At 31.1% G+C, this 18,730-nt stretch carries 10 protein-coding genes and 1 tRNA gene; 7 read left to right on the top strand and 4 right to left on the bottom strand.

The features are described 5' to 3' along the window. The first annotated feature begins 423 nt into the window (after positions 1-423). From AB3G39_RS11925 to AB3G39_RS11910, 4 genes are all read left to right on the top strand, one after another. On the top strand, positions 424-2,301 hold the full coding sequence (locus AB3G39_RS11925; protein WP_369753579.1) for an ATP-binding protein: 1,878 nt from the start codon (positions 424-426) through the stop codon (positions 2,299-2,301). Between the two features lie 405 nt (positions 2,302-2,706). Next, positions 2,707-5,391 carry a hypothetical protein gene (locus AB3G39_RS11920; RefSeq protein ID WP_369753580.1) on the top strand — a complete coding sequence of 895 codons (2,685 nt, stop codon included), beginning with the start codon at positions 2,707-2,709 and terminating at the stop codon, positions 5,389-5,391. Beyond that, entirely contained in the window at positions 5,391-6,884 is a 1,494-nt protein-coding gene (locus AB3G39_RS11915; protein WP_369753581.1) for a hypothetical protein, read from the top strand. Before AB3G39_RS11920 ends, AB3G39_RS11915 begins: the two co-directional genes overlap by 1 nt. 371 nt (positions 6,885-7,255) lie before the next feature. Continuing rightward, the gene (locus AB3G39_RS11910) at positions 7,256-8,578 is read left to right on the top strand and encodes a hypothetical protein (RefSeq protein WP_369753582.1); all 1,323 of its coding nucleotides are present in this window, start codon (positions 7,256-7,258) and stop codon (positions 8,576-8,578) included. A gap of 108 nt (positions 8,579-8,686) precedes the next feature. On the opposite strand, the gene AB3G39_RS11905 is transcribed toward AB3G39_RS11910, so the two are convergent. Beyond that, a complete protein-coding gene (locus AB3G39_RS11905) occupies positions 8,687-9,415 on the bottom strand; it encodes a S1/P1 nuclease (RefSeq protein WP_369753583.1) in 729 nt (242 codons plus the stop codon). A gap of 247 nt (positions 9,416-9,662) precedes the next feature. Here AB3G39_RS11905 and AB3G39_RS11900 point away from each other — a divergent pair, with 247 nt between their 5' ends. The 3 genes from AB3G39_RS11900 (at position 9,663) to AB3G39_RS11890 (ending at position 15,686) form a co-directional block, all read left to right on the top strand. Next, a complete protein-coding gene (locus AB3G39_RS11900) occupies positions 9,663-11,795 on the top strand; it encodes an ATP-dependent endonuclease (RefSeq protein ID WP_369753584.1) in 2,133 nt (710 codons plus the stop codon). Then, positions 11,788-13,530 (top strand): UvrD-helicase domain-containing protein, encoded by a 1,743-nt coding sequence (locus AB3G39_RS11895; protein WP_369753585.1) that lies wholly within the window; start codon positions 11,788-11,790, stop codon positions 13,528-13,530. Before AB3G39_RS11900 ends, AB3G39_RS11895 begins: the two co-directional genes overlap by 8 nt. 98 nt (positions 13,531-13,628) lie before the next feature. After that, positions 13,629-15,686 (top strand): hypothetical protein, encoded by a 2,058-nt coding sequence (locus tag AB3G39_RS11890; RefSeq protein WP_369753586.1) that lies wholly within the window; start codon positions 13,629-13,631, stop codon positions 15,684-15,686. 136 nt (positions 15,687-15,822) lie between these two features. On the opposite strand, the gene AB3G39_RS11885 is transcribed toward AB3G39_RS11890, so the two are convergent. The 3 genes from AB3G39_RS11885 to ribB form a co-directional block, all read right to left on the bottom strand. Beyond that, the gene (locus AB3G39_RS11885) at positions 15,823-17,082 is read right to left on the bottom strand and encodes a site-specific integrase (RefSeq protein ID WP_369753587.1); all 1,260 of its coding nucleotides are present in this window, start codon (positions 17,080-17,082) and stop codon (positions 15,823-15,825) included. 258 nt (positions 17,083-17,340) lie between these two features. After that, a tRNA-Ser gene (locus tag AB3G39_RS11880) sits at positions 17,341-17,428 on the bottom strand. A 166-nt stretch (positions 17,429-17,594) separates the two neighbouring features. Beyond that, on the bottom strand, positions 17,595-18,728 hold the full coding sequence (gene ribB / locus AB3G39_RS11875; protein ID WP_367769201.1) for a 3,4-dihydroxy-2-butanone-4-phosphate synthase: 1,134 nt from the start codon (positions 18,726-18,728) through the stop codon (positions 17,595-17,597). Positions 18,729-18,730: the final 2 nt, after the last annotated feature.

The raw sequence follows: 18,730 nt of genomic DNA, 5'->3' as shown, positions 1-18,730 counted from the left end.
TAACTAAATGGAGCACTTGTCAATTCGGGATTATTAGTTGTCAAAAAAGGAGTAATTGACTTCAACATAAAAAAGGAAATCTTATACCTTTTATATTTGAGGTATGGAATGGTATGAAATAATAGGGCTTGTTGTGGTATTACCTATAGGACATTATCTGCGAATGAAGATGGATAAATTCAGGAAGGATTATCATAAAAATGATAGTTGGAAGAGTAGGGGGAATGGATAGAAGATGCTGATGAGGAGTCTTTTTTTTTTACTGATAATGTGGGAAACCGTAAAGAATTACAGAAATGGTTTTGTATGTTTGGTACAGTGCAGTAAATAGCCATTTTATCGAATAAAGCAAACCTAATTTAGGCGGATTGTAGCCACTTTGTAGATACTATATAATACATTTTACCAAAAAAAAGCGAAAAAATGAAATTATCAGAAATAAAGTTAAAGAATTTCAGAAATTACAGAACAGAAACATCATTCAAAATGAATGATTTAGCGTGTATAATTGGGAAGAATGATATTGGAAAATCAACAATTTTAGAATCTTTGAGTTGTTTTTTTAATGACGAAATTGATAAAAATGATTTATCCGTAGATTCAAATACTGACACGATTGAGATAACCTGTGTTTTTGATGACTTACCAGAAATATTGATTTTAGATGCAACAGTAGAAACTTCTCTTGAAGAAGAGTCTTTGTTAAATACAAATAACAAATTAGAAATAAAAAAGTGCTTTAAAATTGGAAATACTACATCAAAATCAACTTATATAATTGCAAATCATCATATTGATGATAGGTTGAAAAACATTTTGTGCTTAAAAAATTCCCCTCTTAAAGCATTAGCAATTGAAGTTAATGCAAATTTAGAAGGCATAAATAAAACTAAAAATACATTATTAAGAAAAGCTATAAGAGAAGTTATTGATAGTGATAAAACTTTGATGGAAATAAAAGTTGATGGTAGTTTAGATACCGAAAATAATTTAAAAACCTTATGGCCAAAATTAAATGGCTATTTGCCAATATTTTCATTATTCAAAGTAGATAAATCTATTGACGATAAAGATAAAGATGTTCAAGATCCAATGAAGCAAGCAATAAAGGAAACTTTAGCAATTCCTGAAATAAAAGCTTTATTAGAACAAATTGAAATTCAGATTAAAGAAAAATCAACAGAAGTTGCAGATAGAACAATTGAAAAATTAAAAGAAATCGATTTAAGTTTAGCGGAAACTATGAAGTCAGATTTTAATAAACTACCAAGTTGGGATAAAATTTTTGATTTAACTCTATTAAACGAACAAAATATACCATTAAATAAACGTGGAAGTGGTGTTAAAAGATTAGTTTTATTAAGCTTTTTTCAAGCGCAAGCCGAAAAAAAGAAAATTGATAAAAACTCACCATCTATAATTTATGGAATTGAGGAGCCTGAAACAGCACAACATCCAAATCATCAAAAAATATTAATCAAATCACTTTGTGAATTAAGTGAACGAAATAATGTGCAAGTTCTTTTTACTACACATAGCTCAAATTTAGTTAAAGAAATTCCAATGGAATCATTAATTTACATTTCAAAAGACGAAAATAATGATAACATAATCGAATACGGAATAGACTTCGAAACTGAACAAGTGAATGAAAACACAATCGACAAAATTATTGAGGCTTTAGGAGTTTTACCTAATCCAAGTGATAAAATAAATAAGCTTTTGTTTGTAGAAGGGAATCACGATATTAATGCTTTGATTAGATATAGCAAAATATTAAATATTCACGATAACCAAATTAAAAATTTAGAAGAAAGAAACGATGTCGGTATAATAATTTCTGGCGGTTCGTGTTTAAAGTTTTATGTTGATAATAAATATTTAGATGGCTTGAACAAAGCCGAAGTTCATATTTATGATAATGATATTCCGGACTATAAAAATTATGTTGAAAAAATAAACTTAGAGCCAAATAAGACAGCATTTAATACTACCAAATTAGAGCTTGAAAGCTATTTAACCAAAGAAGCTATTGAAGAAGCTTATGCAAGTAATGGAACAATAATTAATTTACCACAAATTACAGATTTAATGGATGTTCCAAATGTTGTTGCAAGAACATTATATGAAACTACACCAGAAAAAGTTTGGGAAAATCTAGAGGAAATACAACAAAAGAAAAGGGAATCAAAAGTAAAAAAACTATTAAATACTCAAGCAGTTGAAAAGATGACAATTGAGAGATTGATTGAAAGAAATGCACTTGAAGAATTTAAAAGTTGGTTCAATAGCTTAAACTAAAAAGAAAAAACGATCTGCCAACAGCTGACGCAAGTGATTTGGGTAATTGGCTTAATGGAAAGTTAGTTTTGAAAGATAAAAAGAAATAATTAGCTAAATGATTTGCAATCCATACCAAAAAACTGCTTGAATGTATAATTGATTTAGAAAAAGAATAAACACAAGGACATTTAATCAAAGACCATTTAAAAAAGCCAAATTTATAGTGCTCAATTTTGGAATTGCTGTTAAATACAGAAATATTATTTTGTGCTAACTAATGTTTGAAAATTTATTTTTATTTAATGTAATTGTATTTTATTATAGATTTATCTTAGCTACGTTTTGAAATATCCTAACAAAGATTTTTAGTTTTTATTACTAAGGGTAATTCACGTATAATTTTATTTCTTCATATACATTTTTATGGCAAGTTCCCTAGATAACGACTTAAGATTTAATAACTCAATCGAATTGGCGCGCACGAGCAAACGCTTAATTCCAGAAATACAACATTGGTGTTCGCATTTAAAAATACAGTCTGAATATGGTGGCTTAATCGGTAAAATGGGTCTGCCAACAATGAATTATGTTTCTTGTCCACAAGCCAATGGTGGAGGCGGAATGAATTTGGAATGGGTTGCCAATGATTTTATAATTCAAAACTGTCAGAATTGTCAGTCCCACGCTGAAGTTTTTCACAAGAACTTTGGACGGATAGCAATTGAAAGGCATCGGGACTACAAAGAAAAACAGGATTGTGAGCAGGTAGAAGAAGAAAAAATAATTAACGAAGTAAGGTCAAAAATAAAAGGAAAAATCCTTGATCGTTTTAAGTCTTCAAAGACAACCGAAGTTTCAATCTTAAAGTTAGTTGATAAACTTAATGATGCCGTTGATAGATTGGCTGTGGCACAAAGTGTTTTGGAGTCGAGTAAACTGAAGCCTGCTTTTTTCAATTCATTGGCACTAGACTACTTGGTTCTATTTCTTGATGACGAAAATATTTCTCCAGAAATTTCACAAGCGTTGGTAAATGTAGTACTTCTTGCCCCAGACAAGTTATCCGATTTTTCACGGGAGCGCGTCAAAGATTCAATTGCAAGAGGGGAAAATCACAATGATCTTGTACAATTAGCTGCTTGTTTACAACTGCAGGAAAATGAGGAATTGCTTTTAATTGATATGTTATTAAAAAAGTATACAATTGAGGACATAAGGGGGCATAGCGATCCTTTTGAAAATCCCCAACCTTTTATAATAAAACACTTTAAAGAATTTTATGATTGTGCACCGGAAAATTTTATATCAGTTATAGAAAGTGCCTTAAAACATCCTGTTTCTTTAATTCGCAAAAATGTCTGCTTTATATTGTACCAATCGTATCTGGTCGATAGAAATATGGTTACCTCTTTTTTCGACAAAATGATACTGGCATTCAATGTAGATGAGGATGAGGATGGCGGAGCTGATTGGGCTATTTGTCGTACTTTAATAAAGTTTTGCTACACCGACTGTAATTTGGTTCAAAATAGCATAGATAATTGTTTCTCAAAATTATCCAAGGCTGGTAAAGTTCAGATTTTAAAATTCTATGATAATTTTTTGAAATCTGATGATCTAAGGGAATCTTTTCCCGAAGTAAGCGATATTCTTATTGATAAGATCATAGGATTCGCTGGTAAAAATGAATTAGAAGATGATTTGGAAACACCTTATTCAGTACTTAGAAATTTGACAAGGTCATATCCAGCAAAGTTTAATACTAAGTTTGAAACATTTGTCGGCTTCTTGATAACTACCCTGAAGGAGAAAAATACATTCAATTGGTACAAAGAAAATCTGGATACAAATACGGCAACGTTTAATCCGCTTACGAATTTAAATGTTTATGAAATCATGGAGAAGGAAACTAAAATTTCTTCAAAGCTTTCCAATGTTAGAGAGATGATTTCGTATGTACTAGAAGAAAATCAATACACAAACTTTGAAAACGTTATAAAAATTATCCGGAACCTAGATTCAAAAAAGGATGAAGAATCTGAATTAAAAATTTATCTGATAGATGCTGTTCGTTCTGCAAAATGTTCCAATATAAACCTGGTTCAGATTCTTCCAGATCTTTACAATTGGATCCTCGATATGAATGCATTGGCAGTAAGAATGGAAGCGCTTAAACTTTTAGCAGTTTTAGTCGAGAAGCATTTTGAAATTCTACCGCAAACACTGATTGACTTATTACAGATATTGATAAATGACACTGAAGTTGTGATAAAAAAATTGGCAATTGATGCATATGGAGAAATCCTCGTTAAAAAACCTGCTATAATTAGAGAAGATACAATCAACTTTTTAATTGACCAATATGACAGTCGATATATTGGCATCCATCAAGCTATGTCGGGCCTGACATATAAACTCTTTGAAATTTTGCCGACCGAAAAGCATGGAAAACTTTACAGTAAAATTATTTTACTGCTACACGCACACTCACAGGAAAAAGATAAAAAACAAGATCTGTACGAAAATTTGTTTCGTCAGGCTCTATTTCTTAACCGAAAGATTAACGGTGAAAAGTTTGCAACTTTTGAACGAAATATAGTTGAAAACTATTTAATACCTGATTGTTATACACATGATTTCTATAAAGGGGAGAAGGCCATTAAGACGCTAACTGATTTGCGGAGAAAAAATGATGCGTTAAATGACCTTTGGCTTCGCGCAGCATTAAATTTTATATATAAGTATCAGCCTCATAGACACGAGGGATCTATTTCTAATTCATTTAGAAAAGATTACTACAAAGAAATGTATAAACTTAAACGATCAGAAATTCTCAAAGAATTTGTGACCATAAATGACTACATAGGTAAGTATGTCGTTGACGCAGATCTTTATGACTATGATACTATAAACATGCTGAATGTTCTGGGTTATTTTAGTTTGCATACTGAGATCAGACAATTATGCGACAATATTATTTCTAAAGTTATTGAAGTTCCATCACTTACATATTTTTTCCGTGTTGTAAATGGCCACAAATTTCTATCGGAATTAGCTGCATCTAGTGAGAGTGATACTTTACCCCAGTTTTTACAAAATACAAAATAATGGCTACACTTTACGAACCGGACCTCGTTGAACTTCAAAGACAATTACGTCTTGACGTTGCGAAATTATTTTCTGCTTTTAGTCTTGATCGCGTTTCAGCCATGCTGAAGGGAAGAGAAAAAATTGAACAATTACAGATGGCGCTGCTAACTGCCACTGAGGGTAATAGGGAGAATTTAATTTTTAGAAACGAAAAGCTTTTATTGGATAGTATTTTCATACTTTTTGAATGGTGTGAAAAAACATTAATGGGAAGCAAAGATGCAGAGGCAAAACTAAATGCTGCCTTAGCAAACAGTAATTTATTCGACTTAAACACTTTTTCATATTTAGAAGTGTTTTACGATAAAATCGTGAAGATTAAGCTCCTTATTAATGAGATTGATGCCAGTCATTTGGACAATGTGAAAATTGTAGTGAAATTATTTCTTCAATTACAACATCCAACGATCGCATACTTAAACTCTGATAATTCATATAAAATTAATTTTCAGAGCAACGAGGAAATAATAGAGTCTAAACCTGAATTAATTGTGATTTCACTTGAATTTTATCTTCAAGAAACTCCGTGGGCAAATCCACAGGTGTTAAAAGCAAAGGAAATTTACACAATTACAGGGACGTTAAAATTTAATAAATTCCCTGAAAACTTTAAAGTACTGAAAATCTTGTCAGCAACAACTTCTTCCGAAATTTTTGAATTAAAGTTAGCTGATGTGGAGATCACTAATGAATTAGAGTATAACATTGAAGGAACATTATTATTTAAATATGCGCAAAGCAATTTCGAAGATAATTTATCAATCAAACTTGTTCCTTATTTAATCGGAAATGCGAAGGAGGAATTACAGCCGGTGATAATAGGTTATGATGAATTAAATGCTAAGATTCTGGATCAGAATAATATCTTGTTTCAGACAGGATTCGAAACCATTAACAAGAAAGTATTTGAGATATATACCAATCCACTTTTGGCAAAAATTGACTTACAGGATAGAAATGAATTTATAACACTCCTCAACAGTATTGCCAATTTTCAGGGATATTGTCTTCAGAGTGGCTTATATAAAAACGTTTCTTCTCTAAAAGAAGACCAATTTAGGGACAAACTTATCCAACACCTTACTGCCAATCCTCAAATTGGTGGAAAAGTTGTAAAAGAATCTCAAGTTGCCGGAGGAAGAGTAGAGATTGCATACAAAGGTCATATTGCTGAATTAAAAGTTGAAACAGCAACATCAGACCGTGCAAAACTAATGAAAAAATTTTCCTCTCAGGCGGTGGCATATGCCTCTGGCAACGGAAAGTCAGCATCTATAGTTTGCGTTTTAGATTTGACAGAAAAAATACTGCCACCGGGTTCTCCCGCAAATAATATTATTCTAAAGTCGCCTTCAATTCATGGCTTTGAAGATGTTCAATCTAATGCCCATGTTCAGGTATTTGTATTCATTGATGGCAATACTAAAAATCCTAGTGAGTATAGTAGATAATTTATTACAATTTTACACAGAGGGGGTTGTAGGGCTTTACTTCAGAGGTAAGTATTATGACAATAAGAGGAGATGGTGTCTTAATGATAGTTGGAGGAGTAGGGGGAAGGAGTGAAAAGATGCTGAGAGGTGTCTTTTTTTGCATAAAATTATTATCTTTAAGGTAATGAAAAAGATCATGAAGAATAATAGAAATGCTTTTGTAGGCTTGGTATATAAAACTCAGCCAGAGTTGAGTATATACAACAAAAAAATAAACAGATATACTTAGTTCTCATTCAAATAACTGTGTATATAAATAAGTTGTACGCAACATTGAAACCGCCCCGCCACTTATTTATTAACAGAAATTTTTAATAAATTACAAAGCCATGAAAAATTTAAAACTTGTATATCTAATCTTTATCATTACGTTTACTGCTTATGGTCAAAATGATTGCGACAAAGCGCTTGAATTTCAAGACGAAATAAATATTAATAATTCCGGTAAAACAGTAAAGGAAATACATACTTGGCTTAAATCTTCTTCTTTTAGAGAATATGCTTCCTCATTTGCTGCTGGAGGAGGTGTAGAGTTCCCAATTGATGGTATTCCTGTAGGATTTGATGCAAGTACTACTGATACAGATTATCAAAAGCTCTACGATGCGATTGATAAAGGAGATTCTTATTTTTATAGTAATGAATTCAAACAAAATCTGTATAAAAAAACACTCAAAGAAAAGGCATATGATGTATGGTTAGAATGTATAAAATTGAAAACAGCAAATCAAATTCCAACAATTAAAGAACAGAACAATATAATTGGTGAAATTACCAATGTAGGTGATGATTTTTTTATTCTTAAACTTAAATGGAAACCTACAGCTGGTATAAATACTGTTAAACTAAAAAAACCTATTATAATAGGAGCAGAATGCGTAGATAATACTTTGTTTAACAATGAGATTAGTTCTGAATTTATTAGCATCCCGTTTTATAGAGACAAACAAAAAGAGGTTCAAATAATTTTAAATACTAATGATAACAGAGGTTCCTTTAGTTTAAAACTTCCTAAAGCTAATCAAATAATTTCTGTTAACACAGAGATAAATAAATTACCGAAAGAAACATTTGAAGTAAATGGGGTTAGAGTTATCGGGCAATTTACAATTGAACCTATAAGTATATCATTTGAGATTGATGCAATAAGAAAAATAATTCTTAGTTCTGAATTAGTTGGAACAATAAAATTTAATGTTTTAGATACTAAAACAGAATTAGAGAGAGATAAAATACCTGAATCTAGACAACTAAATCTTAAAAGAGTTACCGACAGTTTTGACGAACAAAACAATTGGCGAAGAAGAGAATTTTCTGTTGATAACATTAATGGACTTGAATTTTCCAAAAAATTTTACGGAAAAAAAATAAAAAAGTCCATTATAAATAATGATTATAATTATTCTTCCTCATTAGGTCAATCTAAACGAAAAGTACCTGCTTTTAATGAAGAAACTAAATGGTCAGGAGAACGTAATTATAAAATTTACATTACAAATATAATATTCACTGAGAATTCAATGAATGGCGTTTTAGTAATTGAAACTGGGTTTCCATATTCCTCAGAAGGCGTAAAAGGACAGTCCTCATATATACCTTTTAGAGATACTGGGAAAACGACGTTTAAACAAAGTATAAATATTAACTATTAGTATTAAATCTAAAATGCAGCGTACAATACAGGTTTTGCGCTATTGCAGGTTTTGCGCTTAGTTTTAAGTTTGTTTCTTATAACTTGAAAGCGGAATTTAATATTACTGCTAACCGAATGCCAGCTTTTTGGATTTGTGATTGAATTGTGATTGCACTAGAGTTACATAATAATCTTTTATTTTTGCTCCTCCAGTGTTATAAATAGTATCGAGTAGGCTTCGGGATTCTTTTGACCAAGCTATAACATCAATTGTTTGCAATTTGTTCATTTCTTTCTTAGAAAACTGGGCTCCTAAACAGTCTTTTAGAGCTATGTTTCTGTAATAAATAATACCGGAATCCCAGAAGGAATGAAGGTTTGTACCTTGACCCTTATAATTAATCTGCATTGTATTGCCTCCTTTATCTGAACCATATCCCACATGCAATGGCTGATGTAGGTCGCCTACTAGATGGAAAATAATAAGTATTTTGGTTTTGATTTCTTCTTTAGTGAGGTTTTTATTGTTTTGCAGTTCTTTAATGGCTTGGTTTAAAATGAAAATAATATTACTTCCGGATCTTTCAAACACCTCAGCGCCTTTGTCAAAGTTTACATAATGATATGGCTTCATATAATCGTAAATATGGTCATCTTTGATATTATCCATCCAATTGGCAGCGTCTTCAATAGTCATTCCATCTAAGTATCCTAAAACTATTTTTTTAGTGTTTTTATCCAAATAATTAAAAGCCACTTCAGCAACTAGAGCGTGACCATTTTTACCCCATGCTAAAGCTTTGGTTGGTAACAAGGAAAGAGTGAATAGAATGGTAACTAGGATGTGCTTTTTCATTAGTAATGGATTTATTGAGGGGTTTTCTATTGAACAAATGTATGAATTTTTTTATTTTTGATAATATGGAAAAGCATCAAGAAAAATAGAAATGGTTTTGTATGTTTGGAGAATGATTCTCAAGTTTTTTGATTAAAAAGTGAGAGTATAAGCAAGTTAGAGGTCATACTGAAAGATAGAAGAAGTATTGATAAAAATGAAAACCTAACGCATTAAGAACAACTGTGAAGACAAAAAATAATTTAAAATGTATATATCAAAGCTATCAATAAGGAATTTTAGAAACTTTCGGAATGTATCATTAAACTTCAATAAAGGTGTTAATACCATTATTGGGGAGAATGGTTGTGGAAAGACGAACTTATTTCACGCAATTAGGATACTTGTTGATGAAAGTATGCCTAGAATAACAAAACTATATGAAAGCGATTTTAATCGATCTATAGGTGAATGGGCAGGAAATTGGATTATTATCCAAATTGAATTTAAAGAACTAGATTCCAGTGAAGAGGCACAGTCAATTGCAATGCATAAAGTTGGCACTGTAGATGACTTCGATAATTCTAAAGGTACATATTCGATGTTCTTTAGGCCGAGGATTGATATTCGACGTATTCTTTTTGAGCTTTCTGAGGATTTGAATGCATCAAAAGAAGATCTTGAAAAAGTATTAGCAGGAATTTCATTAAATGACTATGAAACAGTTTTTGCTGGCAGAGGAAATGTTGATTTTTCAGATGATACTAGTTATTCTAAATATGTAGGTGATTTTGATTCAATTATTTTTCCAGATCCCGATAATGAACAAACTGATGTTTACGGAGTAAAGATGTATGGTATTTCAATTCCAAATGAATTCGCTTGCACATTTGCAAAAGCTCTTAGAGATGTTGAATCCGATTTGCGTTCATATAGAGACAATCCTTTATTAAATCTCTTAAGAGATAAAGAAAAAAATATATCAATCGATAAAAAGGTTGAGATAGAGGAGCAAGTTACAGTATTAAATAATAATATTTCTAACCTTGATGAAGTAAAGGCAGTCTCCACAGGGATTTCGCAGAGTATTAAAGAAACTGTTGGTGAAACATATGCACCAAATGTTAATATTAAATCTGAATTACCTGCTGAAATGGAGAAATTGCTTCAGTCTTTGAAATTATGGGTTGGAGATTCTGATGAAGAAGATCATGAAGGAAGGCTATGGGAGTTAAGCTTAGGTGGCGCAAATCTTATATATCTTTCACTTAAATTGTTGGAATTTGAAAAAATAAAAAAGGAAAATAAGATAGCAAATTTTATATTAATTGAAGAACCAGAGGCACACATACATACACATATTCAGAAAACCCTATTTCAAAAATTAGACAATCAAAAAACACAAATTTTTATATCTACACACTCTACTCATATTTCATCAGTAAGTGCTATCGGTTCAATGAATATTTTGGGGAAAGGAAGAAAAAGAACTGAAGTTTATGATCCCGCAAACAATCTTGACGATAAAAATGTCATTAAATTGGAAAGATATTTAGATGCAAATAGAACTAATTTATTATTTGCAAAAGGTGTTATATTGGTTGAGGGAGATGCTGAACATATTTTAATACCTACATTAATCAAAAAAGTATTAGGAGTTACTTTAGATGAACTTGGGATTTCTTTGATAAATATAGGAAGTACAGGTTTTGAAAATCTTGCTCAATTATTCCATGAAGATAGAGTAAAAAGAAATTGTAGTATTTTGACAGATAATGACATTTCAATTGTCGAGTTACCTGACCCCTTAATAGGTGATTCAGAATACGAAAAATCCTGTAGGCAATCTGAAATATCAGGAAAGTTAAGAAAAGAAAAACTGGACGAGTATTGCAAAGAAAATATTTTTGTAAAACCATTTTATGCAAAACATACTTTTGAAGTTGACTTTTTAATGGCAGATAATACTGTGGAAATAATTAGTACAGTTGAAAAGGAATATAAAAAAGATGTTGATAAAAAACGAATAGAAAAACTTTTAAAAGATAAGGATATTGCTATATCAGGAAAGGAAGTTTTGCGCCTAGCAGAAAAGTTTGGGAAAGGTTGGTTCGCAATTATGGTTTCTGAGAATATTGATAATATTACAATAATTCCAGATTATATTTTGGATGCGATTGTATTTTCTTGCCATAATTTTAACAATGGGACATTGCTATCAATAGCTAGGTATAGGGCTAAATCACTGATTGATAGACATTTTTCAGATGATAATACCGATTACGAAAATTTATTAAAAGAGCTTAATTCTTGTGGAACCCAGTCAGAAGCAATACAATATTTTAAATCTAAGTTACCAGATGATGTTTTGACTAAATTAATAGATAGGATTAATGCTTAAAGGTTTAAATGAGCAACAAAGAGATGCAGTAACAGAGCAAGGAAGTGTTTTGTTGACAGCATGCCCAGGAAGTGGCAAGACTCGTGCACTTACTTATAAGATTGCATATGAATTAGAACGACTGACTAGTCCTAAAAAAATTATAGTAGCAGTTACATTTACAAATAGAGCCGCAGATGAAATTAAAAAGAGAATTAGAGATCTGAATGCTGATGATACTAATTTATGGGCGGGTACTATTCATTCATTCTGCCTAGAATGGATATTAAGACCATATATGTGTTATCTGAGGGAACTTAAAAACGGATTTTCAATCTCTGATGAATACAATTCAGAAAGTCTAATTAGTGAATTAAAGATAAAATATAATATAAGCTTTTGGGATTCCGTTTCAACGAGATATTTAGCTTCTGGTGAGAAAGAAGAAATAATAAATAGAGCACTTATTGATGATTATCATGAATTACTTATGATTGATAAATTAATTGATTTTGATCAGATATTACATTATTCGTATAAACTTCTTTCTTCATTTCCTAAAATATCAGAGACGCTTAAAAATATGTTTCAATTGATTTGTGTGGATGAATATCAAGATACTCAAGAATTACAATACGCTATATTAGCTAAGATAATGCATGGTAAAACAGGTAAATGTAAAATGTTTATAGTTGGTGATGCAGATCAGGCAATATATGGTTCTTTAGGAGGAGTGGCTAAAACACATAAAGAAATACAACTAGAATTTAGTACAGCATTTATTAAAAGGGAGTTATCCGGAAATTACAGGAGTAATCAACAATTAATCGATTATTATCGAAATTTTCAAACTTCGGATATAGATATTAAGGCACTAGGTGTAAATGCAAATGATTCAGCTATTATTACATACAATAAGGCTATTCACAAAGATGAATTAGTGAAGTATATTGTAAAAATAATTGGAGATAAAATTTCAGAAGGTATTCCAGAACATGAAATTTGTGTTCTTGCCCCCACTTGGTATTTGGTGATTCCAATGGGAAGAAAGTTAAAGTCGCTAATGCCAAGTGTTAATTTTGATGCGGTTGGTCTTTCTCCTCTGTTAAAAAATAAAGAAAATGTTTGGTTTAAAATTGCTAGATTATTTCTTGTGTCGCCTTCGCCAAAATCTTATTTAACTAGAAAAAGGTGGGCCACTGAACTTATAAATGAGCTAAATGATTTCGGTGTTTTATTGTTTGAAGATACTCCACATAAATCTAAAGCATTATTAAAACTTACTAATACCATCAGTTCAAATGAAAATGATGGTTTGGCTTACTTAAAAGAATGTTTTATTAATTTATTTAAACAATTAGAAGTAGATATAGATTATAATGACCATCTAAAAATACATTGGGAAACGTTCTTTCAAGGAGCTGAAAAAAGATTAGAAAATCCTGATTTTGATTTAGCAAAAGATATAGAAAGTTTCAAGAAAATGTTTAAACATGAAGAAGGTGTTGTTGTGAATACTTGTCATGGGATAAAAGGAGAAGAATTTGATACAGTTATTTCTTTCGGCTTATTACATGGAAAATTGCCAAATTGGAATGAAACAACTCCGAAAGCTGCTGAAAAATTGTTATATGTAATTTGTTCAAGAGCAAAACGCGAATTGCACTTAATTTCAGAAACAGGAAGAGTGACAGGTTCAAGAAGACCTTACAATCCGACAGCTCAATTAAATGCGGTTACATATGATTATGATTAAAGAAAACTTAAATTTATTAGAACGAAATAAACAAATTAATGATTAGATATACTCAAAAAGTAAAAGTTAAATTCTAAATTTGAAACAAATGTTTTTTTATGCTACAAACGCAGTCTTCTACAAATTTGAGAAATAGGGTAAATAAATTACACTTACCTAAGACAAAACCATTGCTTCCATTATTTGAGATTGTAAGTAATTCTATACATGCAATTGATGAAAAAAAGCTCATAGATTATACATTGACGGGCTTGATATCTATTAAGGCTATTAGAAATGGCGAAGAAGCAGCATTAATGCAGGTTTCGGATATAGAACAATATCCAATAAATTCTTTTATCATTGTTGACAATGGAATAGGACTAAATGATGACAATTTTGTTTCATTTCAAGAATTTGATAGTGAAAAAAAGTTAGACATTGGTGGAAAAGGTATAGGAAGATTAGTGTGTTTAAAAGCATTTAAAAAATTAATTATTGATAGTATTTATATAGAAAAGGATGAATTTCGATATAGGAAATTTGAGTATAAAAAATCAAAGGACGGTTTTGATAATTATGCAGATGTAAAAAGTGATAAAAGTGTATCAGGCACAAAAATTACTTTGTGTGAATATGAAAATGAATTCCAAAAACAAACTCCTAATTCTTCGCGCGAGATTGCTAGGCAGATTATCACGCATTTTCAACTTTATTATATTCAAGGAAAGCAGCCTGAAATAATAATAAAAAATCAAGACAATGCTGAAATTAACTTGACAAAGTTATTTAATCAAGAATTTGAAAAGGAAATTTTGCAGAAGGATTTTTATATAGAAGGAAATAAGTTTTCAGTATATATTTCGAAATCATTTACGGCCAAAAGTCATAAGTTACATTTTTGTGCGCACGAAAGGACAGTAAGAGAAGAAGGTTTGTCAAAATATATTTCTGATTTTAAAAATGTAATTAAAAATGCTTTAGAGGAAGGCTTCTATTTTCAAGTATTCGTCGTTGGTGAATTTCTTAATAAAAATGTAAATGAGGAACGGACTAGCTTTAACTTTTTAATTGAAGATGATAGTGAAGAATTTGATACTCAAGAAGTTTCATTGGCAAAAATCAGAAAAGGAGCATTGCAAGTGATTGAAGAATTATTAAGTGTTTTACTTAGTAAAGTAAGAAAAGAGAAGTTAGATGTTTACTTACCAATTATAGCAAAGGAATTTCCTAACTACAACACCGTTGTCAATCATAATAGAGAAAAAGTAGAAAAACTTCCTGCTGGATTGAACAAGAATGAATTAGATATCAAATTATATGAAATAGAATCAGAATGGAGAAAAAAAGTTAAAGAAGATGGCTTAGACATTATAGAAAAAAAGAAAGATGTTACCTCGCTTGAACAATATAAGGCCTTGTATGAAAAATTTTTACTTGAGTTTAATGAAATTGGTCAATCTGACTTAGCTAGATATGTTATTCATAGAAGGTCTGTAATCGATTTACTGGATAATTTGTTAGGTTGGGACGATGATAAAAAGTTCATTGATGAAGATACAATTCATAGTTTGTTTTTTCCAATTAGAGAAACCGGACAAACAGTTGTTTCGGAAAAACAAAACTTGTGGCTTCTTGATGAAAGATTGACTTTTAATTCGCTTCTTGCATCAGATAAATTATTTAAACAAGTAAGTTCATTAAATTCTGATTCTAGAGAGAGAGTAGATCTAATTATTAAAAAAGAAGAAGTTTTCGATAAAGCCACATTGTTTTCAGAGAGTAAAACGCCATTTGAGTCATTTACGATTGTTGAATTTAAAAAGCCTGGAAGAAATGATTATGTTTATGGTGATCCCGCAAAAGATCCAACATTTCAAGTAAGGAGATACATAAGAGAAACTATCGATGGGAATACTAAGATTAAAGGTAGACCAATAGAAGCCAAAAATAATACCCCTTTTTACTGCTATATCGTTGCTGATATAACTGAAACTTTACTATATATTTTATCAGAAGAAAGCTATACTCCAACCGCAGATGGAATGGGTTATTTTAAGTTTTACGATACGGCCCATTATAAAGCTTACATAGAAGTATTACCATTTACTAAAGTTATAAATGATGCAAAACAAAGGAATCGCATTCTTTTCGATAAATTAAACTTAACATTGTAATTTTACTTTTTATGTTTTTTCTTATGTGTTCAAGTAGCTTTTGAAACTTAGAACAGATAGATTGCTTTATTTGATTGTTATTTCAGACAAAATTGACTTACTTGTTTGAAATAACAAACATGTAGACTAATGATTCTCAAAGGCCACTTCGTGAATTAGTTCCATTCGAGACATTCTGTTTAAAATTACCCAATTTAGATTTTAATAACTCCATATCCTCACTCACTTTTTTATCTAATATTTTAGCATAGTGCTGCGTAGTTCTTATGTTTTTATGTCCTAGCATTTTACTCACACTTTCTATGGGTACACCATTCGTAAGTGTTACAGTCGTCGCAAAAGTATGTCGGGCAATGTGAAATGTTAGTTCTTTTTCGATTTCACAAACACCTGCAATTTCTTTTAAATAGGCATTCATTTTTTGATTGCTCAAAATAGGAAGCAGTTTGTTTTGATTGCAACTTTCTGGATGGTCCTCATATTTATCAATGATCATTTGTGTAATTGGAAGGATTGGAATTTTTGAAGCTGCTTCTGTTTTCTGACGGTGGGTGAATATCCATTTCTCCCCATCGATTCCAAGGCTTATATGCGATTTTGTTAAGTTTTTGACATCAATGTATGCTAAACCTGTAAAGCAGCTAAAAAGGAAGATATCCCGCACTAGTGATAATCGTTCTGTTTTGAAATCTTTGTTGATTATATTTTGGATTTCGTCTTCGGATAAATAGACTCTTTCTACTTCTTTGACTTTCGATTTGTAGTTGGCAAACGGATTTCTTTCTATCCAATGGTTAGCTATGCAAATCTTGATTATTTTATTGAAGTTCTTGATGTATTTTACGGCAGTGTTATTGGCGCAATTACGAACGCTTCTTAGATAGAATTCATAATCTGTAATGAAAGCATGATCTATTTTGTTAATGTCTATATCTGAAGCCTTGTATTTCCATTGCAGGAAGTCGATAGTATGCTTTAGAGAGGTGGTATAGCGCTCTAATGTTCCTGGTGCATATTCTTTACCAACCAATTCTTTGATTTTGTTGTTGTGATCCTTGAAAATGGGGATAAGCATTCGTTGGTTGTCGTTGAGATCAAAAATTTCATTCTTTAGATTTTCAGAAGTTATAATAATATCCTTTTTGTATAATTTTTTCTCAGCTTCTAAAATTTTAGATTTTAAATATTCAAGGTGACTGTTTATTGAACGAGTCTCTTCATTGTTTCCCTTCACTTTAGATCCTTCATTTGACCATTTCTCAGGATTAACAAATTTGTTGCTACTAAATTCAAATCGTTTAGATTGTACTGTGACACGTACATAAATAGGGCAGATGCCATCATTATTGACTTTTGATCTCTTTATATAAAAGAGAACGGATACGGCTGTGTTCATGGTTGGTGACCTTTTAGTTATTATTAAATTTAAACTTTGTAATACTTTCAAACAAGATGTTCAAATAGTGAAAAGGTATTTGAACAAATGTTGAACTGGTAACTTTTGAGATAGGTGTCACTTAAAAAATATAATTTCAGTGACACCTCAAAAGACACCTAAGTTTTGAGATTTAATGAATAATTTGATTTGCCGTAAATGAAAAAACCCTCCTAAATCATAAGATTTAGAAGGGTTTGCTTCGTTTAGTATTTCTACTGGCGGAGAAAGAGGGATTCGAACCCCCGGACCTGTTACAGTCAACAGTTTTCAAGACTGCCGCATTCGACCGCTCTGCCATTTCTCCAGTCTGTGCTATCATTTACTGATTGCGAGTGCAAATATAAGCACTCTATTCGGTTTACAAAAACAATTTTGATAAAAATTTTAGTTGTTTTTGAAAGTATTTTTTAATTGTTTCATTTCCTTTGATTTAGAGAAAAATTATTTTTCAGAAATAAAACAAATAAACACTAATAGCTGACGTATTCTGTTATTTCAAGACCGTAACCAATCATTCCAACACGTTTTCCTTGCTCGGTATTAGAGACCAAACGAATCTTAGAAATGTCTATATCGTGAAGAATTTGTGCTCCAATACCAAAATCTTTGCTGTCAATCTTAATTTTTGGTGCTTTTATTTCTCCTGTTGCTTGTAATGTTTTTAACTCAGCCAAACGATTTAATAAATTTACCGATTGCATATCCTGATTAATAAAGATTACAGCGCCTTTTCCTTGCTCGTTAATGACTTTAAACATATCATCCAATTGTTGGTCTGCATTATTAGTCAAAGTGCCTAATAAGTCATTATTTACTTGAGACGAATTGATTCTTGTTAAAACAGCCTCGCCTAAATTCCAATTCCCTTTTGTCAAAGCAATATGAATTTGTTTGTTGGTAGTTTGTTCGTAAGCGCGTAGACGGAAAGTTCCAAAACGGGTTTGGATATCAAAATCATCTTTTTTCACAATCAAACTGTCATGTTGCATTCTGTATGCAACAAGTGCCTCAATAGAAACTAATTTCAAATCAAATTTTTTCGCCACTTTTACTAATTGTGGTAATCTTGCCATTGTACCATCTTCATTCATGATCTCTACGATAACTCCAGCCGATTTAAATCCGGCTAGTCTAGCAAAATCAATTGCAGCTTCAGTATGACCAGTTCGTCTTAGTACACCACCTTGTTTTGCAATTAAAGGGAATATATGACCGGGTCTTGCTAAATCATGTGGTTTTGTATTAGAATCGATAAGTGATAAAACGGTTTTGGCTCTATCTGCAGCAGATATTCCTGTAGTTACGCCGTTTCCTCTTAAATCTACTGAAACAGTAAAGGCAGTTTCCATTGGATCCGTATTATTGGTAACCATTACATGCAATCCTAATTCTTTACAACGACTTTCGGTTAATGGAGCGCATATTAATCCACGTCCATGTGTAGCCATAAAGTTGATCATTTCTGGAGTTACCTTTTCGGCAGCAGCCAAGAAATCACCTTCATTTTCTCTGTCTTCATCATCAACAACAATGATTATTTTTCCTTGACGGATATCTTCAATTGCTTCTTCAATTGTATTGAGGTGTATTTTATTTTTGACCATGA

The sequence above is a fragment of the Flavobacterium sp. WC2416 genome (genome assembly GCF_041200095.1).
Lineage (GTDB): Bacteria > Bacteroidota > Bacteroidia > Flavobacteriales > Flavobacteriaceae > Flavobacterium.
This window is presented reverse-complemented; position numbering and strand designations above follow the sequence as displayed.

What these genes read in the sequence shown, in the direction of transcription:
- AB3G39_RS11925 (WP_369753579.1), top strand. Translation starts at nt 424, where the DNA reads ATGAAATTATCAGAAATAAAGTTAAAGAATTTCAGAAATTACAGAACA.
- AB3G39_RS11920 (WP_369753580.1), top strand. Translation starts at nt 2,707, where the DNA reads ATGGCAAGTTCCCTAGATAACGACTTAAGATTTAATAACTCAATCGAA.
- AB3G39_RS11915 (WP_369753581.1), top strand. Translation starts at nt 5,391, where the DNA reads ATGGCTACACTTTACGAACCGGACCTCGTTGAACTTCAAAGACAATTA.
- AB3G39_RS11910 (WP_369753582.1), top strand. Translation starts at nt 7,256, where the DNA reads ATGAAAAATTTAAAACTTGTATATCTAATCTTTATCATTACGTTTACT.
- AB3G39_RS11905 (WP_369753583.1), bottom strand. Translation starts at nt 9,415, where the DNA reads ATGAAAAAGCACATCCTAGTTACCATTCTATTCACTCTTTCCTTGTTA.
- AB3G39_RS11900 (WP_369753584.1), top strand. Translation starts at nt 9,663, where the DNA reads ATGTATATATCAAAGCTATCAATAAGGAATTTTAGAAACTTTCGGAAT.
- AB3G39_RS11895 (WP_369753585.1), top strand. Translation starts at nt 11,788, where the DNA reads ATGCTTAAAGGTTTAAATGAGCAACAAAGAGATGCAGTAACAGAGCAA.
- AB3G39_RS11890 (WP_369753586.1), top strand. Translation starts at nt 13,629, where the DNA reads ATGCTACAAACGCAGTCTTCTACAAATTTGAGAAATAGGGTAAATAAA.
- AB3G39_RS11885 (WP_369753587.1), bottom strand. Translation starts at nt 17,082, where the DNA reads ATGAACACAGCCGTATCCGTTCTCTTTTATATAAAGAGATCAAAAGTC.
- ribB (WP_367769201.1), bottom strand. Translation starts at nt 18,728, where the DNA reads ATGGTCAAAAATAAAATACACCTCAATACAATTGAAGAAGCAATTGAA.